Annotated in this window: 17 protein-coding genes; 5 read left to right on the forward strand and 12 right to left on the reverse strand. The window is 53.5% G+C overall.

Features of this window, described 5'->3' with window-relative positions; genetic code table 11:
- Positions 1–190 precede the first annotated feature (190 nt).
- The 11 genes from LLG96_02055 to LLG96_02105 all read right to left on the reverse strand — a co-directional run bounded on the left by LLG96_02055 (position 191) and on the right by LLG96_02105 (position 11,608).
- Positions 191–3,127: a fibronectin type III domain-containing protein gene (locus LLG96_02055; GenBank protein ID MCE5248983.1), complete on the reverse strand. Its 2,937-nt coding sequence runs from the start codon at positions 3,125–3,127 to the stop codon at positions 191–193.
- A gap of 164 nt (positions 3,128–3,291) precedes the next feature.
- Positions 3,292–3,789: a hypothetical protein gene (locus LLG96_02060; GenBank protein ID MCE5248984.1), complete on the reverse strand. Its 498-nt coding sequence runs from the start codon at positions 3,787–3,789 to the stop codon at positions 3,292–3,294.
- Between the two features lie 97 nt (positions 3,790–3,886).
- Positions 3,887–4,024, reverse strand: a complete 138-nt coding sequence (locus tag LLG96_02065; protein ID MCE5248985.1) for a hypothetical protein — start codon at positions 4,022–4,024, stop codon at positions 3,887–3,889.
- Positions 4,025–4,142: 118 nt separating this feature from the next.
- The gene (locus LLG96_02070; protein MCE5248986.1) at positions 4,143–4,559 is read right to left on the reverse strand and encodes a hypothetical protein; all 417 of its coding nucleotides are present in this window, start codon (positions 4,557–4,559) and stop codon (positions 4,143–4,145) included.
- Positions 4,560–4,610: 51 nt separating this feature from the next.
- Complete coding sequence (locus LLG96_02075) at positions 4,611–4,943, reverse strand: hypothetical protein (protein ID MCE5248987.1); 333 nt, start codon at positions 4,941–4,943, stop codon at positions 4,611–4,613.
- Positions 4,940–5,140 (reverse strand): hypothetical protein, encoded by a 201-nt coding sequence (locus LLG96_02080; GenBank protein ID MCE5248988.1) that lies wholly within the window; start codon positions 5,138–5,140, stop codon positions 4,940–4,942. Before LLG96_02080 ends, LLG96_02075 begins: the two co-directional genes overlap by 4 nt.
- 250 nt (positions 5,141–5,390) lie before the next feature.
- Positions 5,391–6,377 carry a hypothetical protein gene (locus LLG96_02085; protein ID MCE5248989.1) on the reverse strand — a complete coding sequence of 329 codons (987 nt, stop codon included), beginning with the start codon at positions 6,375–6,377 and terminating at the stop codon, positions 5,391–5,393.
- Positions 6,377–7,363: a hypothetical protein gene (locus LLG96_02090; GenBank protein MCE5248990.1), complete on the reverse strand. Its 987-nt coding sequence runs from the start codon at positions 7,361–7,363 to the stop codon at positions 6,377–6,379. The genes LLG96_02085 and LLG96_02090 overlap by 1 nt, the downstream gene beginning before the upstream one ends.
- A 368-nt stretch (positions 7,364–7,731) precedes the next feature.
- Entirely contained in the window at positions 7,732–8,280 is a 549-nt protein-coding gene (locus LLG96_02095) for a hypothetical protein (protein ID MCE5248991.1), read from the reverse strand.
- A 141-nt stretch (positions 8,281–8,421) separates the two neighbouring features.
- On the reverse strand, positions 8,422–9,795 hold the full coding sequence (locus tag LLG96_02100; GenBank protein ID MCE5248992.1) for a phage portal protein: 1,374 nt from the start codon (positions 9,793–9,795) through the stop codon (positions 8,422–8,424).
- Between the two features lie 295 nt (positions 9,796–10,090).
- Positions 10,091–11,608: a hypothetical protein gene (locus LLG96_02105; GenBank protein ID MCE5248993.1), complete on the reverse strand. Its 1,518-nt coding sequence runs from the start codon at positions 11,606–11,608 to the stop codon at positions 10,091–10,093.
- 467 nt (positions 11,609–12,075) lie between these two features.
- Between LLG96_02105 and LLG96_02110 the strand changes: the two genes are divergently transcribed.
- Both LLG96_02110 and LLG96_02115 read left to right on the forward strand, forming a co-directional pair.
- Positions 12,076–13,305 (forward strand): pentapeptide repeat-containing protein, encoded by a 1,230-nt coding sequence (locus tag LLG96_02110; GenBank protein MCE5248994.1) that lies wholly within the window; start codon positions 12,076–12,078, stop codon positions 13,303–13,305.
- A 406-nt stretch (positions 13,306–13,711) separates the two neighbouring features.
- A complete protein-coding gene (locus LLG96_02115) occupies positions 13,712–15,952 on the forward strand; it encodes a T9SS type A sorting domain-containing protein (protein ID MCE5248995.1) in 2,241 nt (746 codons plus the stop codon).
- 193 nt (positions 15,953–16,145) lie between these two features.
- On the opposite strand, the gene LLG96_02120 is transcribed toward LLG96_02115, so the two are convergent.
- On the reverse strand, positions 16,146–17,678 hold the full coding sequence (locus LLG96_02120; protein ID MCE5248996.1) for an alpha-L-fucosidase: 1,533 nt from the start codon (positions 17,676–17,678) through the stop codon (positions 16,146–16,148).
- A gap of 801 nt (positions 17,679–18,479) precedes the next feature.
- Between LLG96_02120 and LLG96_02125 the strand changes: the two genes are divergently transcribed.
- From LLG96_02125 to LLG96_02135, 3 genes are all read left to right on the forward strand, one after another.
- A complete protein-coding gene (locus LLG96_02125) occupies positions 18,480–19,661 on the forward strand; it encodes an aldo/keto reductase (protein ID MCE5248997.1) in 1,182 nt (393 codons plus the stop codon).
- 528 nt (positions 19,662–20,189) lie between these two features.
- On the forward strand, positions 20,190–21,083 hold the full coding sequence (locus LLG96_02130; protein MCE5248998.1) for an Abi family protein: 894 nt from the start codon (positions 20,190–20,192) through the stop codon (positions 21,081–21,083).
- 61 nt (positions 21,084–21,144) lie between these two features.
- Complete coding sequence (locus tag LLG96_02135; protein MCE5248999.1) at positions 21,145–22,470, forward strand: BNR repeat-containing protein; 1,326 nt, start codon at positions 21,145–21,147, stop codon at positions 22,468–22,470.
- Positions 22,471–22,715: the final 245 nt, after the last annotated feature.

A 22,715-nucleotide genomic window follows, 5' to 3' on the forward strand; every position in this document is an offset into this window, starting at 1 on the left:
GCCTGGACGGGAGTCCCCATGAAGCCGTCATTTCCGAATCTTTAATCGGGAATCCACATTTACAATAAATAGTGAGCTTTTCCCCGTGTTCTCCGTGTCCCCGTAGTGAAACAGGTTATAAATATTTCCGGATAAATCCGGGTTGATGTATGAATACGAAGTGACGGGTTCCTTTAAAGAAGCTGCCGGTTCACTCGCTCGTCCGGGCTTTAGCCCTGATGACATGAAGGCTGTTCGGCGCAAGTCCGGTAAGCGTGTCCCCGAGGGCGCTTCCCCACTGTTCGTAGGTCTTCCAGCCCCATTCCCCCGGAGGCCCCGCTTTCAGAGTATCTGGTTCGGCCGAGCCGTCCACATAGAGCCCCGAAATCGAATCCTGAACCGCATACTCCGTACAGAGCGGGTTGTCGAGCGGATTCAGGACGAATCTGAGCGCCGTCTCCGATACCGCCGTCACGCCCGGTACTCCCGGTGTACGGGCATCCGTCCGGCCGCTGCCTGGCTCCGAGGATGTCTCATCCGCCGATGTGAACGCCCGGACAAACCACTCGTATACCGTGTTCGGCGTGAGCCCTCCCACATCAACGCTCGTCGTGTCGTGAGGAAGGGTGTCGCTTCCCGCAACCATAGCCGAATCCGAAAGATTGACGATGATAAATCCGTACTCGCTGTCGGTGGTATCTGTCCAGTTTGCCCTGAGCGAGTCGGGAGCGATGGTGGTCAATGTAAAATCCGTCGGTACTGTCTTCAGTGTATCGGCTTGTCCCGGAGTATAATACACGGTAAGCCATGTTCCGTCCGCATACGAGGGATTTGAACAATCGAGGAATACTGCCCTCACGCCGGATGTCTGGGAATTGTCATCGAGCCTGAGACCGAAATCGTATGTAAAATCCTTCGCGCTATCTATATCCTGCCATGCTCGAAAAACGGCCCGCAGGTTAGGTGACTGGCGCGCGCCCGTTCCGCTCGTAACCGTCCACGATATATTCGCCGCGGTGGAATCCTGTTGGCCGAGATTGCGATCCTCGACCGGCTCACCGAATCTGACCGGAATGCCGTACACCTTGAATGCCGGGGAGGTTGAGCTTCCTTCCCCCGCGCGCGTCATCGTGAGGTACATGGCGTCGATCCCTCCGTTGACCACACTCCAGGGAAGAGAAAACGATATAAATCCGTCGAGCCGCTGTCCGCTGTCCGACTTACCCACCCTCACAACAGTCGAGTCGCGCTGTCCGCTGCCGAAGTCAACGTTGTAATCGTCGAATCCGTCCCCTCCGAGGTATATCAGGAGCGTATCGAGGCCATTCATCTGGTAAGTGAAATTTGGCGTCCAGGAGGATGCAATCCCTTCACCGTTACGGAGGCGGAGACGGTAGACATAGGTGGCTTCAGGATTGAGCCCGCCGTCGAAATACGAATAGGCTCCGTTTTTCCAGCCGGAATCGGTTGAGCCGTATCCCGAGATGGCATCCACTTCCATGCCTGTGATGCCTGTCGTCGGATTCGATGGTGGAGTTATAGCGATATGGAGCGTGTCGGAACTGACAGGCATGATGGTCACGTTTATAGGGTTCGGCGGTGGGAGGAGCGTGTACGTGCTGTCCGGGTCGGAATATCCCCGTACACCGGATGAGTCGGCCGCCACCATCCACACGTATTTCGTATTGATATCGAGCCCACTGATCGTATCCGCCGTGGCGTTTGCGACAACCGTATCTACGATGGTTGAATCGGCACAGTTCATGATGCAGAAGATATTCTCGTTAGTGCTCAGATCAGTCCACGAGCAGGCAATGGTTGTCGAATCGAGCGCCGTCATAGTGAAATTCGTGGGTGGAGTGACCGGCGGCAGATGGTACCAGACCATTATATAGGGGGAATCGTCGCCGAACGAGATATAGTCGTTCCCACCCGGAGGAGCCGATAAATCGATGTCCCTGCTCGAGAGCAGCATGAATTTCGTGGTGCCCGATATACTGATCCAGGTTAATCCCGGGCTGTTGAGCGTGAATACAAGAGTGTCGCCCACACTCGCATTCGTGGAAACGGTATTGGCTATCGATATGGGTGTATAGACAACGCCGTATGCCCAGCCGTCGAAATCGTTAAACCAGGTTGTATCCATCACCGCACCGGTATACGTTCCCTTGACAAGATGTATGTTGAATGCCTCGCTCTGTGCTTTGTTTTCGAGTACGACCTTTACTTTTGCGCTGTCGATGAGTGCATTATCGGGCAGTATTGAGGTATCGAACAGGAGGGAACTCCGGTATATTGTCCAGGAAGGAGAACCATCGGTTCGTCGCCCGATGATGATATTTGATGTGTTTGTGCCGGAACCATTGGCGGGATTACGTGCGTATGTATAATAGAGATAATCTGTCCGGTAAATGAAACCCGAAAGCGTGTTTGATTCTCCGATCACCGTACTCGGGTCTACAGTTATCGGCCACATCACATGTGCCGGTATATCGAGAGCATAGATGAGCGTGCCATTTACGAAGCTGACGGTTACCGGTACCGGAGTGCCTTCCGAATCTATTGCCCATGGTGCCGGGGTACGGAAAAGGAGATTCCCGTTTTCGTCACGGAACATTATCTCCCCATCCGAAAATGTTACCCGGGCATCTGTACCGATCCTCCAGGCAATGGTCGAATCGGATTCGGCTGAAAGCTCTATGAGGTCCTTTATTCCGTCCGTTGTGGCTTTCACCGTGCTCATTTTCCCGGTCCAATCACCATCCGGCGTGTATGTCACGGAGTAACCGTCACGTTCGAAGCGAATTCCTTTCCCGGTATTGTCAGGATCGAAACGGTAAGTATACGGCCCTGCTTTAACAGCATCGGTGAATCCATCACAGGCTTCTTTGTGGACTGTGAGGTCTATCTTCCTGTAAACAGGTCTTCCTTCCTTCGGAACAGCTTCGGGATCGATATTGTACTGTTTACGGGCATGGATGATTGTCATACGGGCGCCGTCTGGCTTCTCGAAGGTCTCGGAATGCACGGTGCGCAATGAAACGATCTCGGTCGGTGTCCGGGGCTCATCTCCCGCAGACCCGTCTTTTCCGGCGATAAACGCCGATATCAGCCCGCATAATGTCATGATTATGATCAATTTCCGCATGGTATACCCCATTATATTGTTTTATCTTGATATAAACGTATTATAAATCGTGTCAATCTTGTTAATTCTGTCTGAAAAAACACTTAGTTCGTCCGACTATATCATCGGGATTTACATGGGTATTCCCTTTCTTATCTTTTCAATTCTGTCAATCATGTCTGAAATCAGTGATAATCGAACATAATCATGAGTTTCAATCCGGTTTTTTCTCCTGTTGTCTCGTTAACACCGATAGTGCCGGTTATGTAGATGTAACCCGATGTCTGGTCGTTCGTTATACCGGTTACATTTCCCCCGCCCCGCCTGGTGAGGTTCGGATCGGGTTCGCTCAGAGGAGCTGTCCCGGGAGTGCCAGTTTTTACCTGAACCGGAGTTTTCCCCTGCGTCCACGTATCTGTTATGTCCATATACCAGGCGTCAGTGCCGGTTAACTCCTCCGTTCCTTCGAGCCACACCCTGATATTGTATATTTCGCTGTTGCCCTTTATATCGCTCACACGCCACCAGAACACACTGACCGGCAGGTCCTGGGCTTCGTCTGTTGTATCGACAATCCCGAGTTCAAGCGCTTCGTCCGGCCCGAGAACCGTTCCCCCGGTGGTGCGGTCTTCGGGTTCAGACGATGAAACCGGCAGTGTCCTTATTTCCGTAACAGGAATCACATCGATCTCCTTAAAACTCCGGTTTATTGTTCATTGTCTCTGGTTCATGGTTACTTTAATCTTTGCCCTTATGCCTTGTGCCTTATGCCTTTCTTTATCACTTCAGTCCCCTGGCTTTCATGTCTGCATCGAGGAACTGTTCGAGCTGTTTTTCAAAACGGGCTGACAGCTCCTCGATACGGCGTTCAAGGTTCCTTATCCTGTCTCGTATATCCTGCTCGTTCCTATCCAGCATATTGTACCCCATCATGATATACAGTAATAGGTATTGTGGTTTGTTGTTCATGGTTTATAGTGTTAAATCTCATTTCAGGAGTATCGTTTTCAACCATGAACCAGAGACCTGTCTTTTATTAGTACTTGATAAAGACAAGCCCGAAAATGCATTCCTGGAATGTCTCGCTTTCGTGAGCCTTGCTCCAGTCTGGACTTCCGGTTGAGCCTTCAATGAGGGGAAGAGCCTTGGTCCCGTCCATCTCGACTTCGGCGTCGCTGAGAACCCCGCGAATCCGTGAACTGATGGTTTCGAGGTTTTCACAGTCGTGCATGCCGTTTGCGAGTATATCCGTGTAGACGGTTACCAGGATGTCGCACATCCATATACCTTCGCCCTCTCCGGGTTCGAGACGTTTTGCCTCGATGGTAGCCGATGGATTGACCGCTCGTACGGGTCTTTTTCCCCCCTTATATACCGTACAGAGTCCCGCAAGCTCAGCATCTGTGTTCAGCAGCCTGTAAACCGCTGTATTGATGTCGTTTATGTTTGGCATGTCGTATGATCTTTCTATATCCTGTTTTTTATTCGGGATTGTTGATCAGCTTTATACGATTCTCATTACGCACTCGGTATGGGTTCCCCATTCGCTGACAGAATTGACCGCAAATGTTCGTGAGCCATCGTATACCCTGTCCCCGTGCCTGATGGGTGACGGCGGATTGCAGAACATGACCCACACCGCGGTGTCCGAAATCCCGGTTCTGTCTTCGCTTGTGAGCTGACGAACCTTGAGCGAGAACTGAATATCAGCTGCCATGGACGCGATGACTGTCTCGAGTGTTCCGGTGTACGCGCCGTTTTCCCCGAATGCCCCCGTTGGACGGGACACAGTGACCGTGAACGGGTAATCGATGTCGCTTGTGCTGAACAGGTTCATATCCCCGCCCTCAGAGTTACTGTGGTGATCTCCTTCTGGCTTTCGAGAAGCCTGATTGCCTCACGTCTGTTGGCAAGAAGCTGGCTCATGGACTTTGAAACATGACCGCGGGTCACATCGACCCCTTCCGCTGCTTCAGCGATACCTGTCTCCTGCCCCGCGATCATCTCGTCGAGTTCTTCGTTGGTTTTCCGCATGGTTTTTCCTCATGAATCCGTTTGTCGGCGGGGGTATCCCTGCCATATCTCAGGATTTCCCCCGCGCTTGTCATATGATACTTCTTGTTTTTATTGCCCTCACCCCTGCCAGCGTCCCCTGCTTCCTCTTCTTTTTTTCCCTTTCTGTTGACGGGCATGGTCAGGGTACTGGGGATGCTGGTTATGGGTGGAGAGGGGGCATACCAATCAGTTAATCAGTGTAATCAGCGGTTCAGACTGTTTTTTCAGCTCAGTCGAAATCGAATCCCTCCGGATTTGCCCATGCGGCGCCGGTGGTATTGTACAGCACCACACCCGCACCTTTTCCGATGACCGCCGTTCCTGTCGCCCGCTCGTAATAGGAATCCTCGAGCTGGCAGTTCGAGTTACGGCCCGGAATGAGCATGAGTCCCCGCGCCGAGGCGTTGGGATGGACACGTTCCGCCACGCACGGTTCGTCGTGGCTCACAAGGAGCATGTAATCGTCGGGGACCCATTCCTCGTGATGGAGGACAAATCCCTCGATGCTCACTCCCTGCGCGAATCCTTCCGTCGCCAGCTTGTCCGTAAGGCGCGAAGAAACCGTTGGCGTACCGGAAGCAGTCCAGGTCGCCCAGCCCTCGATGTCACGGATCGTGTTGGCATTGGCGTAGATGTGGAGGTTGAGCGACGAATACCCGTGTTCGAGGATATGTTCCTTCGCACGGCGGATGTCGCCAATATCCCATGCGGCGTCTCCCGCTCCGAGATGCGACAGAACATAGTGCTGGTGCGTCGAGTCGAACGAGTTGTTCTTGTATTTCGGCGGCGTGTACCCCGTTCCGCAGTAGAAGCCGCTCACCGCTTTCAGGAGCATGCAGCCGAAGTACTTCTTCATGACAAGCCGCTGATCGGCGGCGATTGCCTTTTTGGTGCGCTCGTCGAGCACCCGCGAGGTGTTCGACTGGATGAACCGGCGGGTGAACGCCTGCCCGAGAGCGTAATACCTGAGCTCCACCGGTATCACGATCTCTTTCGCCTTCTGCCAGTCGGGCATGAAGAGCTCGGCGGATTCGACAAATTCGAGCGGCGCCTCACTCAGCACGGCGTTCGGTTTGTCGATTTTCACTCCGACACGACGGATGAACTCGGATACGTATTCCGGGTTCGAATTGTACTCGTCGATCCACCCGATGTACTTGTCGTACAGGGAGTTAGCCCTGACATTGTCAATGGTGCGTATTCCGTATTCTGCCATCAGCCTATGCCTCCCATGAGAATCTGAAGCGTTGTTGAATCGACCGCGATACCCACAGGGGCGGTCAATTCCTGCGTGTCGACGAGAAAGTGATTGGTCTCGGCGGTTATCGAGGTTCCCTGGACTGTCATCGCCACTCCGGGGATGATGTCGAAATACACCCCGTCAGCGACGATCGGTTTTGCCGCCGATGCGGCGCCCCCGTTGAAGCTCACCGTCACCGTCGACCCCGTGGTGACCAGGGTATACAGCCCCTTCGTGATGATTGTGCCCGCCATGCCCTCCAGCGGATCGAACGCGGTGAAAGCGTTCCCCGGCGAATCGATGGTTACCGTGCAGGCTGCCGGAGTTGCGTACGATACGGTGATAGTTGCCGTATCCCCTGTGGTGAGCGTGCCGGTCTGGATATAGAAATCCTCGGCGCCTGTGATAGTGCCGTTGTAGACTGTGCTGTCTGCCACTGTAGTCGATGCGCCCGCGCTTCCTTCCGGCGGGGTGATCGTGCAGCTCGTTGCCGTCGGAAATGTGATGGTCCAGTTGCCCGCAGACGGCCTGTGTCCGGCGCGTATGTGGACATTCCTCAGAAAGTCGGTTCCTGAGGTTTCCGCGATGGCTGTCACAACCGGCCCGGCGGTCGCGCGTTCGGGTACGATTGCCCCTGCCGTATCCGCCGAGGGATAGTAGAGCGCGCCGGGTATGAGCCCGGAAAAGCCCCTGATTCGTCCCTGACGGATGAGGGTGATCTTGCCCGTATCGTCCACATTCGTGCCGAGCGGATTGTCGGTTGCCGCAAAACCCGCGGGCACGCAGTTGATGGTATTGAGATCGCACACGTATGCCTTCCCGTCATTCGGATTGATGCTCATGAGGAGCCCGGCTGTCAGTGCGGATTCGCCGTTCTTTACCTGCATGTGCGGGGAGAGCTGTACAAGGGACGATCCCGTTGTTGCCGTATGGCTTGAGAGAAATCCCGGTTCTGCACCCATGGTGATTTCCTTTCATTGTTCTGTACTGTGGTTCATGATGGTTATTGTGTTCCTGATGCTTGCTGCCTCTGCTTCCTGCTGAGGTTCCTCCGGGAATGAATCACCAGCCTGTTCCCGGTTCGCTGAGTTACCTCACAACGAGAAAATGCCTCCGGTACTCCTTTTTTATTATTGCATCGGTGCTTAAACAGTGACATCGGATGACGTCATGCCGAACGTGTTTCGGCATCTATTCCTGATATCAGTAGCATTATTTATTCGCTTGAGTATTAATCCGCGTTTGAATGAGTCCCGTCAGGGACTTTTCGATGATAGCACGGTATTTCAATGCCGTGCTCAAACGCCGTTTGCTTCTGTTACCTCCCATGCTACCGTATGAGCCCGCGGCTGACCATGTCGTGGAGTGCCTCACGGGCTTCTGCGCTTTTCAGGTTATGAGCCGTTGCGGTGTCACGGTTCGGGGGGTTGGTTGGATTCGCCGTCCTGCCTGCTGCACCCGATGGAACCGCGATGCCGTGCTCGCTCAGCACCTGCTCGAATTCCCTCCTGCCCTTATCGATCGCCTCGGCCACACTGGCGCCGAGAATCTCCGGGTCTTCCGAGTAAGCAATGGCTTCCATATCCACGAACCGTTCGGGCAGTGGCCCTTTTTCCCTGAGCTGTTTCTGGAATTCGCCTCTGATGGCGAGTTCGGAGATGCGGCTGTCACGTTCCTTGAGTGATGATTCAAGTTCCGCAATACGCCGTTCCATGGTGCCGCGGGCGGTTTCCTGTTCGGCCGCGATGCTTTCAAACTGCGCCCGGAGCTCTTCATTTTCGCTCTTGAGCCGCTTGAAGGTTCCGCCGAACGACCGTTCCGTCTTTTCCACTGCCTCCTGCACCATCTCCTCGACCTGTTCTCTCGTGTACTCTGACATGTTCCCTCTTCCTGATTAATGGTTTCTAAGTCTCTGGTTTGTAGTCTCTGGTCTCTGATTTGTAGTATTTTCCCCTTGTGCCTTGTGCCTGTCTTTAATCTTTTTCCCTTATGCCTTGTGCCTTATGCCTTGTGCCTGTCTTTACCCCTTCTCTTCTTCAATCTCCTGCCGCATCCTGTCCACATCGGTTATGCCGAGCTTGCGCATGACCGACCGTATCGAGCGCGCACCCGTTTCGTATTCACGGGCGAGGATTTCGATATCGGCGGAAACCACATCCGTATTCCAGAGCACCTGAACACCGGGCGGCTCGATTCCGAGCATGACCGCGATCTTTACCGCCAGTTCGCGGAACGATTCTCCGTAGAGCCCCTGCGCCTCGCGGGTCGATTCTATGGCATCCTGGTAGAGACGTTCGATTGCCTTCCCGCTCAGGTTCCCGAGGTGCGAGACCATATCGCGCGAGAACCGCGGCACTCCGGCGAGATCATAGAAAGCATCGAGCTTCCGGTCATATTCCTGGAGCGCCGCGCCGAGGTCGTGCTGGTTGTCGAGCTTGTACACCCTGCCTTCGCCTTTCACCACGAGCCCTTTGCCGATGGAAAGATCGATCTCTCCCGATGTTGCGCCGTCCCTCGATGCAGCCTTGTCGATGTTCACATTTTGGAAAATGGTTGTCTTGTGCCCGTCATAGCGCACGATATCGAGGATATCCGTCGCGAGCAGATTCATCGTGTCCTGGGCATCGGTGAGACGGCCTACGAACGATTCCCCGTACACGCCCCCGCCCGGATCGAGGTTACGGACATGCACTACCGGAATGAATCCGAGATTGTGGTCGTACGAGTATCCCGGCGCGTATTCGTCATCCACGAACGCAGTCACACTCGATGTGTCGAGGATCTCACGGTATGAGTGACGGCTGTACTTTCCGGTGCTCTCTTTGTCCGGCTCGAAAAAATCATACGAGACCGTGACCGATCGTACGTCGTTCCGGTCATGGGGCGAGACATCGATCTCCACCGCCTCGCTGTCGAGCAGAATGAGCCTCACCGGGCCGAACTGTGACCCGGGCTGAGCGGGAGCCAGCTTGATGAACACATCGCCCGTCACCTTGCCGTAAAGCGCCGCGAGGTTGAGCAGGTGCGGCCAGCGGTTACGGTTGAGGATGTCGGCGATACGGGCGCCGGTCCGTTCGTCGTCGAACTCGAATCCGCGCCACGAGTTGACCAGCAGCCGTCTCAGACGGTCCGTACAGATGCGCGTATGATTCTCCACATCCTCGATCTCGCGTCTCGGCATGGTTTCGAACCGCTCGTAGAGGTAGGTCCACTGGCTCTTCCCCGTGGCGGGATTGCTGCCGTGATAGTAGGTCCACCACTTGATGATGTCCGCCCGACGTTCGTCGCGTGATTCCGGCTGCTCGTCGTGAGGAGATATCTCCGGATACGTAATCCGGGATACCGTCCCTCCGACGTTTTTCCTGCCATACAGTCTGTTGATGAGAAAACTCATGCCGTTTCCTTTCCTTAATAGTTACCGGTCTCTCGTTTATAGTTTCTGATTTTTCCCTCTCGGTCTCTATCTCAGTGCCTTGGTCTATCTTTTCCCTTATGCCTTATGCCTTATGCCTGTCTTTTTAATCCCGGTAATCATCTTTTAATCCTGGCCATCCCGGTTCAGTTTTTTTTATGCGGATATAGATGAATCATGAGGTTTTCCGGAATTCCGTAAATCCCGGTTCAGGTTTTTTCCCTTATGCCTTGTGCCTGTCTTCAAGTGCCTTATGCCTGTCTTTTTCCGTCTTTTATCACGTCGGATCGTCGATCACCTCGATCAGCGCTTCCGTCTCACGGTGCCGCCGTATGCCGCACTCGGTTATCCAGAGCGCCATGACCGTATCGTCGTGCGTCTCGACTCCGAGCCCGACAAGCTCCCCCGCGAGCGTTTCCATGAGCCGCGCCGAACGCTCGTCGCCGACGGGAAGACGGTATTTCCCGTTCTCGAACAGCACCGAGAGCGAGGGCACTCCCCTGAATACATCCATCTTCTCACGGCCGGTGGTGTGTCCCGCGACCGGCAGGTCGGTGGTCGACAGAAGTTCCTGCTCGTAGAGGCTCTGGAACAGGTTGTTCTCGATGGTGATGAGCCTCGGATTGAACAGCCGCGCCCGCATACGTATGACTTCGAGAATCTGGGACGGCGTGAGTCCGCGCTCACGGTAGATGTCGATGATGTGACGGGTGCCGTTTTCATCGAGCGCTATGGTTATTCCCACCGTGTAATCGGTGTCGTGCTCCTCTGCGTGCTCACGGTCTGCGACTACGGCAAGGTCCCAGCCGGTGAACACGGGCAGTCCGCCGTAATAGCAGTTCATCAGCTTCGCTCCGGGATCGTAGCACCGTTCGATCCATTCACGGCGGAAATAGGCGGTTTCCTCGCTGATCGGCTCGTTCTGGTATTCCTGGGCAAAAATGAGCGATCCGATTTCCTCCTTTTCCCTCATGAGCCGTTTGAGCGGCCACCGTTCCGGCCAGAGCGGTGTCTCTTTACCCTGCGCATCCTTTTCGAGCGCCCTGAATGTGAACTGACGGTATCGCGGATTCCTGCCGAGCTCGGAATGGAGGTCCTCCGGGTGTTTTCGCGTTCCGATAACGACAATCCGCCCTGTCTCCGGATTGAGTATCGGTGTGAGCGTCTTGTGAAACCACCGCAGCGTTTTCCTGCGCTGACGGTCGTTGTCGGTGTTCTCGTCGTTGAGCGGATCGTCCACTATGATGAGGTCGGCGCGCCGTCCGAGAATGCGCTTTCCCGTTCCCCCGCAGACAATGGTCGGCTCCTTCGCCCGTGATGACCGTGTGACCGTTATGTCACCTGCCTTCCACACATTCGGGCTTCCTGATTTCGGTTTGGTATAGAATTCACCAAAGTCGCTTATCATACGTTCGTTTGCTTCCAGCTCGTCTTTTATCGCCCGCAGAAACATCTCCGCCTGGTCTCCCGTATCCGAAACGATGATTATCTTGATGTCACGGTTTTTGACAATTTTCCAGATGGGATAGATGATGCTCAGCCATGTCGACTTGGCATGACCGCGCGGCGCAAGAATCGAAATACGGTCATACTCCGGGTTTTCCACTATCTCGATGAGACGGTGGTGGAACGGTGCGCACTTCCTGGTGACAAGGTGCGGGAAATATCTGTTTCCGAAGAAGATACAGTCTTTCTGTGCCCGCTTGATATCCGCATTGAATCCCACCTCTATACCGATCCTTTCATCCCCGGTTAAAGTATTTCCCGGAGAGAGACCGTCCGTTCCCGGCATCATTTTAAGGGTTTTCCCGGGGGCTGGGACGGCCTCTCTCTTAATAACATTAGTTACTGATAGTAATCTGTATCATAACATAAGTTATTGTTTAGAGTATTAAAAAATGCCCCTCAAAAATATGACATAGTTTCCGCACCTTTTTGACTCTGGAGCGCGCCTTCTTTCTGAGTGATAATATAACAAACGAACGTTAGCATGTCAAGGAAAATATTTACACTAATTCTGATGCAGAAGATAAGTTCGTATTTTTGCATGTATTCTGAAAGAAAAAAATTTTAGGGGGGATTTTTCTCACGCTATTAACAGGATAAACAGAACACATTTTATAAAAAATCTTGTCAATCTTGTAAATCCTGTCTCATTAATTCTTTTTGAGTAGTACCTCCCCCATCTTTTTCTTTGCTCTCTCCATCGAAAGTGCATATAATAATGCAGTGACTTTCAATGATTTTCCCGGAGAATCGATTATGGGCAAGACGGTTACCTGCTCCTTTGAACGCTGTTCACGGCCGGCATGGCATCCCGACGAAACCGGACGCCCCTATTGCATCTTCCATTCCCCGGACATCGAGGGGAAACGGGCGGAGTTCGATCAGGCCTGGGCGGAATTTCTCAAGAGCGTGCGGGACTCCGAGGGCAAGCTCTTCAACCTGTCCTGCAACGGATTCGTTTTCCCCATAAACATCAATTTCAGCGGCGAGCGTTTCTCCGGCCACACCTATTTCAATTTCGCCTCATTCTCCGGTCACACCTATTTCAACGGAGCGGCATTCACCGGGCACATCTATTTCACGAGCGCCGTTTTTTCCGGCAAGACCTATTTCACCAACGCCACATTTCCCGGGAAAGTCTATTTCGATTCCGCCTCCTTTGCGGGCGAAACATCGTTCAAGAACGCTGATTTCCTCTGGGATGTCTCGTTCGGCAGCGCTCTTTTCAAGGACGAGGTCTCGTTCGGCGATGCACGGTTCTCGGGGGAGGCGTCGTTCGATTCCACCACATTCTCGCAGAACACCGATTTCGAGCGGGCTGTGTTCCTGAAAAAGGCGTATTTTTACAAAACCGTTTTCCGTCAGGAGGGATTCTTTACCGCGGCGCGGTTTCTCGGGGTCGATCTGAGCTATTCCTCCTTTGCGAGCTGCAGCTTCAAGAACGTGCGGAAGGGTATCCATTACAATCTCAAGCCTGTCACGTGGGAAATACCGCCTGCCCGCTGGCAGCTCTGGAAATGGCGCACCCGGAAGGAGCCGATCCCTCCCACGAATTTCTCGAACATCGACACACGGGGTATTTTCGCCGCCTCGAACCGTCAGTTCGTCCGTGACATGGCCGACCAGCAGTTCATCATGCAGATGCGGGATCACCACAAGTTCTGGTACTACGTATGGCTCATCACCTGCGACTGCGGGCGGAGTTTCTGGCGGTTCCTGTTCTGGTGCCTCGTCGTGGCGGGATGTTTCGGCATGGCGTATGCCATTGCGGGCGAGCGCTGGTTCTCCAATACCGGGGAATGGAATCTCCTGACCCCGTTCTACTACTCCTTCGTGACCTTCCTCCGTCTCGGAATCGGCGATATCGCCCCGAAGCTGGGTTCCGGCTGGGGCCAGTTCGCGGTCATGTTCGAGGTGTTCATCGGCTACATCGGCCTCGGCGGGCTCATCTCCATTTTCTCGAATATTCTCGCCCGGAGATCGTGAAGGGAGTTTAAAATGAATTACCCCGCAGTATCAGATCAGGCCTCCTGACCCTTAATCCCTTGCGCTTCGCGGCTCTTCGCTTCGCTTCGTTCCCCTATGAGAGGGGCAAGGGAAGTCGATGCGACTCCGGTAATTACCTGCCCCCGATACGGGGGAAGGTGTCACGAAGTGACGGAAGGGGGCTTTATACCCGGACCCTTGGGTCGGGGTAGTACATTCAGCGTAATCCCTCAATCAGCGTAATCAGCGGTTCAGACATTTCCCTCTCCTGTTTAAAATCAGTCATAACCATTTGAAATACAAGCAACTTATCCTGCATATAAATTTCTTGACAACCCTGACCGGTTTATGTATGTTCATATATGAATAACCCAATAACAGTATTTTGTACCCGGGAGGTCGTGGAATGAAAATACGGTATTTCTTCTTCTGGCTCCTTTTCTTGGTGGTTTTTTGCGGAACGGTATATGCACAGACGATAAAAGTCAGCGGTCACGTGTTTCTCTATAATCAGAGCCGCAATGACAGTGTCAGGGTGGTTTTCGAGCGCGTTGCGCCGACCTCGCTGTTCGACAGCACCTATACGGACACATCGGGTTACTACGAGCTGAATATCCAGAAAGGCGTGTACACGGTCACCTGGTCGAAAGAAGGGTATTACTGGCGCTCGGAGAAAGGTCTTGCTTTGTACGGCGACAAGGATTTGACGTGCTACACCGTTACCAGGAAAGAAGTCCCCGCCATGTTCCTGTCCATCCCCTCTGCCATGGATGCCGCCTCTCCGGGCGATACCGTGCTCGTCGCTCCGGGGACATACTACGGGACTATTGATTTCAAGGGTAAAAACATCACCCTTGCATCGTGGTACATTACCACCGGCGACACCTCGTATATTTCACAGACGGTTCTTCACGGCAACAAACAGGGCACGGTGGTCGTTTTTCAGAGCAATGAAGACACCACGGCAGTGCTCGACGGGTTCACCGTAACAAACGGCATCGAATCACGACAGGCGAGTGTAGAAAAATGCACTGGGATCAGGTGCAACGGTGCAAGCCCGCGGCTGCAGAACCTCGTGATAACGGGGAATTCAGACTATTCATCCGCAGGAGTTTATTTGTATTACAGTAACACCGTCATACACAATGTATCTATCCATGACAATTACGCCTATTCTTACAACGGCGGTGGGATGTATATTTATAGTGGTAATCCCGTCATAGACAATGTATCGATCTATAACAATTATGCAAATTGGTATGGCGGGGGTATATATATTGAAAGTAGTAATCCTGTAATTACGAATGTAACATTTAACAATAATGATTGTTATTGGTTTTATGGATCGGGAATCTGTATTTACAACGGGAAACCTGTCATTACAAACTGTATACTGTCCAATCATAGAGGGTCGTATGCCATATATTTAGACAACAGTTCCCCGTTTATAACCTATACGAATTTCTGGAATAACCAGAATAACAACTTTTCCCGGCTCGGCGAATGGTACGGTGTCAATGTTACGGTGAATGCGAACGGTGATTCGTGCGACGCCTATATGAACATCCAGACCGACCCCTGCTTCATCGATCCCGGCAACGGCGATTTACGCCTCCGTGACAACAGCCGGTGCATCGGCGCGGGCACTGCCGAGAACGCTCCGTCGGCCGATATCCTCGGTTTACGGCGCGGAACGCCGCCGGACATCGGCGCTTATGAGAACCCCCTGAACACCCCTGCCCCGCCGGTTGTCATGGTCTCCACTGAATTGCCGGACGCCGTGGCGGGACTCGTCTATAACGATACCCTCCGCGTGGACTTCCCCTACGGGAGATCGAAGCTGACCTACCGCCTGCTCGAAGGCCCCGGATGGATGACCGTCGACACTGCGGGAATCCTCACGGGGAAACCTGCGGCCGGTGACACGGGGAGCAGGTCCGCGGTGACCGTCGTGGTGAGCGATCCGAGCGGTTTCGCCGATACCCTGTCGACTTACCTGCGGGTCATCGATACGATCGGCCCGCCCTCGAACGTTATCGTCGAATACAAATCCGGGGACGGTAACCGGTGCACGCTCTGGTGGAAGAAATCCTCCAGCGAGGAGCTCGGATATGTCAGAAAGTATCTGATATACCGCTCGCAGACATCCGTGCTGACCGAGCCTGTGCCCTCCACGGATTATGCTTCACCCGAGGCTCTTTTTGCCGCGGAAATGTACTATACGGTGCTCGTCGATTCGGTCGCCCCCGGTGTTTCACGGTATACCGACGATCTGGATCTCCGGAAAAACAGCCAGTATTACTACTGGGTTCAGGCGGTCGGTTCCGGAATGGAAAGCGACATGGTCGTCGCCGGGGTCAAAACCCTTGTGGAAAGCGTACCCGCCGCGTTTTCCGTCTCGGAAGCCTATCCCAACCCGTTCAATCCTGCCACGACTATCGATTACTGTCTTCCCCGCGACAGCCGGGTGACGGTGACCGTTTATAACATCTCCGGCGCCAGAATCGCCGTACTGAAGGATGACTTCGAACTCGCGGGCGGGTATTCGGTGGTGTGGAATGCCCGGGGCATGCCGAGCGGGCTGTATTTCTGCCGGTTCAGGGCGGATAAATTCACCGTGACGAAGAAACTCCTGCTTTTGAAATGACCCGCCTGACTGGTTTCGATCATGTTCGGGGATGACCGATCAATTTTAATCTCAAAAGATCCCTCCCGGTTTCCATCCCACTGCGTCAGAGCAACAGCGCTGGCGAATTGCCGTGTCCCCCCTGTTCAGGGGGGATGCCCGGAGGGCAAGGGGTCCTTCACAAATCCGCGTTCTATTCTCTCCTGTTTCCCTCTCACCGCGGCGCGAGGAACAGCCCGAAATTCGCCATCGTCGGGCACACCCTCGACCGGAGTATCCTTACCCTTACCTTCCGCGCTGTCACCGGCTCGAATCTCAGGAGGCGTTTGTACCCGATGACCGTCGACCGTGCGATTTCCTTCCATGTCCCCCCGGCCTGCACATCGAGCGCGAAATCCTCGACACGCTGTCCCGCCCTGATGTACTCCTGAAGCATGGCCACGTTGAACGTTTTTTCCGCGCCGAGGTCATACTCGATGCTCGCCGTATCCTGCCAGTCGTCGGTCGTCCAGTACGTATTCTCGTCGCCGTCGACCGTTTTCCCCGCGCCGTACGCCTGGTCGCCGCCGCGCACACCGGATGCCGTTGCCTTCGCCCCGAGCGCGAGGTTCGTCCGGAAGGTCTCGTTCAGCACTTTCCCGAGCTCACGGGCTCGTGCGGCGTCGTTTTCATGGATCAGCCCCCGTTTGTCCGGCGGAAAATTGAGGAGAAATGTCGCGTTGCCGCCCACCGCGCCGTAGTAGATATCGAGCAGCACCCCGAGCGGTTTGACCAGGCTGTCCTGGCTGGCGTGGTAGAACCATCCGGGCCGTATCGAGGTGTTGACCTCGGCCGGAAACCAGATGAGCTCGCTTGCGCCCACGCTCTTTTCCACCGCTGCGCTTTTTTCCCCCGGTGCCTTTTTCTCCCCCGTAGGAGCAGCCCCCCGTGGCTGCCCTCTCACACCGCTCTCATACGCCTCCATAATCTTCTCCCTGCTGCCGAGGTCCTCCTCCGACCCTCCGGCGCTGGCGAACGCCGGATCGTCCGCGTGCTGCGCCTTCTCGGCGATGGTCGCCCTGTCTGCGTTTCGGACGGGGAGTACGCTCCATTCGGACTGGCGGGTTTCCCCGGCCTCGTTGCCGCACCACCGGACATCGGGTCCCATGACCGAAATGACCGCATGAGGCTGAAGCTCGCGGATGAGCGCATAGTACTCCTCCCACGCATAGACCTGACGCTTGCCGTTCGGGCCTTCGCCGCAGGCGCCGTCGAACCAGACACAGAACAGCTCGCCGTAATTCGTCAGAAGCTCGCGGAGCTGGTTCTTGAAATGCTCGTTGTACGCAGGCGAATCCCCGTACGTTGACTCGTGCCTGTCCCAGGGCGAGCAGTAAATCCCGAACTTGAGCCCTGCCTCATGGCATGCGCGGGCAACCTCGGCGATAACGTCTCCCCTGCCGTTCTTCCATGGGCTGTTTTTCACCGAATGTTCGGTGTACGCGCTCGGCCAGAGACAGAATCCGTCATGGTGCTTGGCGGTCAGAATGAGGCCCTTCATGCCCGCAGCCTTGCAGACCGCGACCCATTGACTGGCATCGAAAGCGGTCGGGTTGAAGAGCGCCGGGCTCTCGGTGCCGTCGCCCCATTCACGGTCGGAGAATGTGTTCATGCCGAAATGGATGAACGCGTAGAACTCGAGTTTCTGCCATGCGGCCTGACGGTCCGAGGGGGTTATGTGCGCCGCTCTGAAGACGATCTCTTTCATCAGGGCGTCCGTCTTGTTCTCCTGCGCGACGGAGGTCATGCATACAAGTCCATAAATTACAACAATAAACGCCATCATTTTCAAACAATACCATCTGCGGCCCATTTCTCTTTTACCTCCTCTTCATGTATCAGAAACCATTGAAGTAATTATCAGCAGCATTCCTGAACGCTTTTCTTCCCTCTCCTGTTTACGGGAGAGGGACCGAGGGTGAGGGTAATCATTCGATTCCCCTGAAACCATCCTGAGAAGCTATATAATATATTGATTATCAGCAGAATATAAAACACTCATGTCTGCGAATCCATCATCCCGTTGAAAAGCCCCGATTGAGCGAGCGATTTTCGGAAACAGAAGCGCAACTGTTTGAGCACATTGAAAATGTGTGAGTTTTGCGCTTCCCGAAAATCACGACGCAAATGAGGAAAAAGGCTTTTCACGGGCGCCCTTTCCTTTGGGCGCGCAAAGGAAAGTATCATATTATTGCTCCGGCGATTAAACGGTGAAATATATTTCGGAAATTGAGCCCTATGAAGGTGATTCGAAACAATCTGTGTAACTGCGCACCAAGCCGTCATTCCCGCGAAAGCGGGAATCCATGTTTTTTTTACTTCCGGTATCATTCTTTATTCGCCGGAGCAATAATAAGGTATTCTTATAAATGCAGGGTCTTCAAAATATATAACATCCTTGCATGAAAGCTGTTTTATATTTTTATTGTAACCATCCTGTTTCTGATACGTCTGATTAATAGATACATACTCTATATAAAGATAATAAACAACAGGAAAGGAGCTTTTCATGCCCGCAGCGAACCGCAGGGATTTCATCAGACGCGGCGCCGCCGCCGGTCTCGGGCTTGCCTCGTTCGGACTGTCGTCGAGGCGGATTTTCGGGGAGAGCACGGATTTCAGACGGGTCGTTTTCCGCAACCTCGGGTCGACCGGCTTCCAGGCGAGCGAGGTCGGCTTCGGAGCCATGAACATGCGCGATGAAGCCCTCGTCATGGCCGCCGTGGACAACGGCATCAACTATGTCGACACAGCCCACTCGTACATGAACGGCGAGAACGAGGAGATCGTCGGCAGGGCTCTTAAATCACGGCGCGACCGGGTATTCGTCTCCACCAAGATCAAGTTCGATAATTCGGGCACGGAGCTCAGGGACATGCCGGGCATGATCGATCTGTCCCTCAAACGGCTCCAGATGGATCACCTCGACCTCCTCATGCTCCATATCACCGACAGCAGGGAGCAGATTCTGCGGAATGACCTCATGAAAATCTTCGATACCGCCAAAAAGCAGGGAAAAACACGCTTCGTCGGCATATCGACCCACGCCAACCAGGCCGAGGTGCTCGATGCGGCAGTCGAAAGCAAGTTCTGGGATGCCGCCCTCGTCGGGTATAACTACTATTCCCCGCCGGAGGTCACCGCGGCGATCAGACGGGCTCGCGAGGCCGGAATTGCCATCATCGGCATGAAAATCCTCATCACCACCGAGCGTCCGCGCAAGCCGTTCCCCGACATTCGCACGGAGAAGATGAAGGGCATCTCCAACCAGCAGGCGCTTCTCAAGTGGGTGCTCGAAAATCCCTATGTGGACACGACCATTCCGGGCATGACCTCGTTCGAGCAGCTCGAGGACGATATCGCGATCATGGGCATGAAGCTCACCTTCGATGATAGCCGTATCCTTGAGCGGTATGGCGAGCGGACGAGGGAACGCTACTGCCGTGGCGTGTCCGGCTGTACGGGCTGCCGCGAGCAGTGCCCGAAAGGCGTGTGCGTGAGCGATCTCAACCGCTGTGTCAACTATGCGGACGGGTATGGCGACATAGGGCTCGCATGGGAGAACTACCGGAACCTGCCGGCCTCCTCTCGTGTGGATGTCTGCGGCGATTGCGGGGAATGCATGGTGAAATGCGTGAACGGGCTCGATCTGACATCGAAAATCGAGCGGGCACGGATACTGTTCGGATAAAACACCGCTGGACTCTGAATAGTGACTTTAAAAGCGTTGTGATAAACTGCATTTACGTGGATATAAGCTCTCAAGGGTCGGCAGGAAGTGCCGATCCCCGATTAATAATTCGGGGACATGTTTATATTCCCTTGACAGCAACAAAACAACACATTTTGTCATGGGGCTCGTGAAAAATATACTTTTTCACAGCCTTCTTAAACGGCATTGAAATGCCGCGCTATTGTTGAAAAGTCCCTGCCCGGACTCTCTTAAAACCACTGATGCGCCGGGTAAGTGCCGGTGGCACTTTCCGATAATAGCCCGGGGATTCATCCCCAGGCGACATATATGACAAGGTTCTTCTCCATTGCCCCTAATACCGAGAAAGGCCGGAGACAATAGCGGTGATTTACATGCTTGTGCCCTCATCCGGAAAACAATGCTTGACACACCATGTATCCTGATACATATTATGGTTAGCATACCCGCCGCGCCTCTGCCCCGCATGCGTACTTCGGTGGGTTTTTCTTTTTATGGAAATACTTCATGAAATACATAAAACCTCCTCTCACGTTTGAGCAGCAAGCCGATTTACTTTTATCACGCGGTCTCATTGCCGACCGCAGTCTCCTCATATCCTGCCTTAGTACTGTTAATTATTACCGCTTAAGCGGCTATCTTTACCCTTTCAGAAATCGTTCTGACGATTTATTTAAACCCGGTACCACTTTTGGATTGGTGTGGAGACATTATTGTTTTGACAGAAGATTGCGTTTAATCGTCATGGGTGCAATTGAGAAAACGGAGATTGCATTACGAACTTCAATTATATATTTCTTCGCTCATGCGAATGGTCCTTTCGGTCATGTTGATCGTAAAAACCTGCAAAATCTTTCCGGAGATGGTCACGAGGAATGGCTGAAACGGCTCAATGTTGAAGCCAATCGAAGTAAAGAGGCTTTTGTGACACACTTTCAGCGTAAGTACGGCGATTCTCAGTCACATTTACCCCTCTGGATGGCTGCCGAAATCATGTCATTCGGAGCTTTACTTACTCTGTTTAATGGTATGAACGATAGTCTGCAAAAGATTGTGGCTGCTGAATATCGGATACCTGATAAAGTTTTTAAATCATGGTTTATTTCACTGAACGCAGTCAGAAATATTTGTGCACATCATGGCCGGTTATGGAACCGTGAACTCGGATATAAACCGCTACTTCCGTCAGAAAGAAAATATCCCGAGTGGCATACACCTGTTACAATTTCAAATAACAGAGTGTTTGTGATTCTCACGATTCTTAAATACATGATAACAGTTATTTCCCCTGAGTGTTTATGGTCGGAACGCTTGACAGAACTGCTTGATGAGTATCCGGAGATTTCCCGTTCATCAATGGGATTTCCTGTTGATTGGAATACATATCCGATCTGGAAATAAGCGATCTTTATAAAATAACAGACACCGTCGAAATGGATCCGATACAAAAAGGCAGAAAACTATGACCAAGTTTTTCATCCCGCCGAAACACCTGAAACGGACCGCATGTCTTTCTGTGCTTGTCGTATGCTGTGTTTGCGCGCTCGCGCTCCGGGGAAAATCCAACATCCTCGATATCAACCGGGAAATCCGGATACCCGGCGAGTTCTGCACGACCATCGCTCAGGACGGTGCATGGTGCTGGTTCGCCGATCCCCGCGCCGTGTATTACCGTGGTGAATACAGCCGCACGTACATAGGTTGGGTAACCCGCGTCGGAGACATCGTCGTCGCCTCCTTCGATCACGCGACACAGCAGATCGAGACAGCATCGGTCAGGCACAAGCTCCAGGCGGACGATCACGCTAATCCTGCGCTGTTCGTGCGCCGTGATGGCCGTATCATGGTTTTTTACTCCGCGCATGCCGGGCCTTCGATGTACTACCGTATTTCGGCGCGCCCGGAGGATATAACGGAGTGGAGCGACGAGTACGAGCTCATCACGAACATCGAGGGCGAGATGGGATATACCTATCCGAATCCGCTTGCGGTTTCGGAGGGGATGTACCTGTTCTGGCGCGGAGGCGATTTCAAGCCGGATTTCTCCTTCTCGGAGGACGGTATCTCGTGGTCGCCAGCCAGAACCCTCATTGCGGGTCATGGCGCCCGGCCTTACATCAAATATGAGTCGAACGGATACGATACGATCCATTTTGCGTTCACGGACGGTCATCCGCGGAACGAGGAGACAAACAGCATTTACTATGCATGCATGCGGGATGGCGTCCTGTACCGTGCGGGCGGGATAGAAATCAAATCTGCCGGGGAGCTTCCCCTCGAACCTTCCGAAGCCGATCTGGTGTACGATGGCGCTGCAAACCACGCCCGTGCATGGATATGGGACATTGCGCTCGATGGCTCGGGCCGCCCGGTGATAGTCTACGGCGCCTATCCGAACACGAAAGACCACCGTTACCGCTATGCCTGCTGGAATGGCGAACGGTGGGTTGACAACGAGATGGTGCAGGCCGGAGACTGGTTCCCGCAGACTCCGAAGGGTGAAGAGGAGCGCGAGCCTCACTATTCCGGGGGCGTCGTGCTCGACCACAACGATCCCTCGATTGTCTACCTTTCACGGCGTCAGAACGGCGTATTCGAAATCGAGCGCTGGTTTACCGGCAACCGCGGTGTTTCGTGGCTGTCGGATCGTATAACCTCCAATTCGCGCTGGAACAACGTCCGTCCCGTCGTTCCCCGCGGTTCCCCGTCCGATGGAATCCGCGTGATCTGGATGCAGGGGCCGTATGTCCATTATACCGACTATGCAACATCGCTCAGGGTTAAATAAGGGTGTTCCCACACCGGATATCAGCGCCGGATAGCTTCTTTCATCCACCGGCTCACAAATGTGCCACGTCTCTAACCCGGATTATTCATGAAAATCAGTAGTGACGGTTAAAATTGTAATAAATATTCGAAAAATCTTGTAAATAGGGCTTTTACCGGCATGTGTATTGTTTTTGATTTGGTTATTGCCCCTTTTCTCAACCCGAACTCACCCCTCAATCCCCTCTCTTGCCTCAAGAGAGGGGA

Source organism: bacterium (assembly GCA_021372535.1).
GTDB lineage: Bacteria > Latescibacterota > Latescibacteria > Latescibacterales > Latescibacteraceae > JAFGMP01.

What these genes read in the sequence shown, in the direction of transcription:
- LLG96_02055 (MCE5248983.1), bottom strand. Translation starts at nt 3,127, where the DNA reads ATGCGGAAATTGATCATAATCATGACATTATGCGGGCTGATATCGGCG.
- LLG96_02065 (MCE5248985.1), bottom strand. Translation starts at nt 4,024, where the DNA reads ATGCTGGATAGGAACGAGCAGGATATACGAGACAGGATAAGGAACCTT.
- LLG96_02070 (MCE5248986.1), bottom strand. Translation starts at nt 4,559, where the DNA reads ATGCCAAACATAAACGACATCAATACAGCGGTTTACAGGCTGCTGAAC.
- LLG96_02075 (MCE5248987.1), bottom strand. Translation starts at nt 4,943, where the DNA reads ATGAACCTGTTCAGCACAAGCGACATCGATTACCCGTTCACGGTCACT.
- LLG96_02080 (MCE5248988.1), bottom strand. Translation starts at nt 5,140, where the DNA reads ATGCGGAAAACCAACGAAGAACTCGACGAGATGATCGCGGGGCAGGAG.
- LLG96_02085 (MCE5248989.1), bottom strand. Translation starts at nt 6,377, where the DNA reads ATGGCAGAATACGGAATACGCACCATTGACAATGTCAGGGCTAACTCC.
- LLG96_02090 (MCE5248990.1), bottom strand. Translation starts at nt 7,363, where the DNA reads ATGGGTGCAGAACCGGGATTTCTCTCAAGCCATACGGCAACAACGGGA.
- LLG96_02095 (MCE5248991.1), bottom strand. Translation starts at nt 8,280, where the DNA reads ATGTCAGAGTACACGAGAGAACAGGTCGAGGAGATGGTGCAGGAGGCA.
- LLG96_02100 (MCE5248992.1), bottom strand. Translation starts at nt 9,795, where the DNA reads ATGAGTTTTCTCATCAACAGACTGTATGGCAGGAAAAACGTCGGAGGG.
- LLG96_02105 (MCE5248993.1), bottom strand. Translation starts at nt 11,608, where the DNA reads ATGATGCCGGGAACGGACGGTCTCTCTCCGGGAAATACTTTAACCGGG.
- LLG96_02110 (MCE5248994.1), top strand. Translation starts at nt 12,076, where the DNA reads ATGGGCAAGACGGTTACCTGCTCCTTTGAACGCTGTTCACGGCCGGCA.
- LLG96_02115 (MCE5248995.1), top strand. Translation starts at nt 13,712, where the DNA reads ATGAAAATACGGTATTTCTTCTTCTGGCTCCTTTTCTTGGTGGTTTTT.
- LLG96_02120 (MCE5248996.1), bottom strand. Translation starts at nt 17,678, where the DNA reads ATGAAAGAGATCGTCTTCAGAGCGGCGCACATAACCCCCTCGGACCGT.
- LLG96_02125 (MCE5248997.1), top strand. Translation starts at nt 18,480, where the DNA reads ATGCCCGCAGCGAACCGCAGGGATTTCATCAGACGCGGCGCCGCCGCC.
- LLG96_02130 (MCE5248998.1), top strand. Translation starts at nt 20,190, where the DNA reads ATGAAATACATAAAACCTCCTCTCACGTTTGAGCAGCAAGCCGATTTA.
- LLG96_02135 (MCE5248999.1), top strand. Translation starts at nt 21,145, where the DNA reads ATGACCAAGTTTTTCATCCCGCCGAAACACCTGAAACGGACCGCATGT.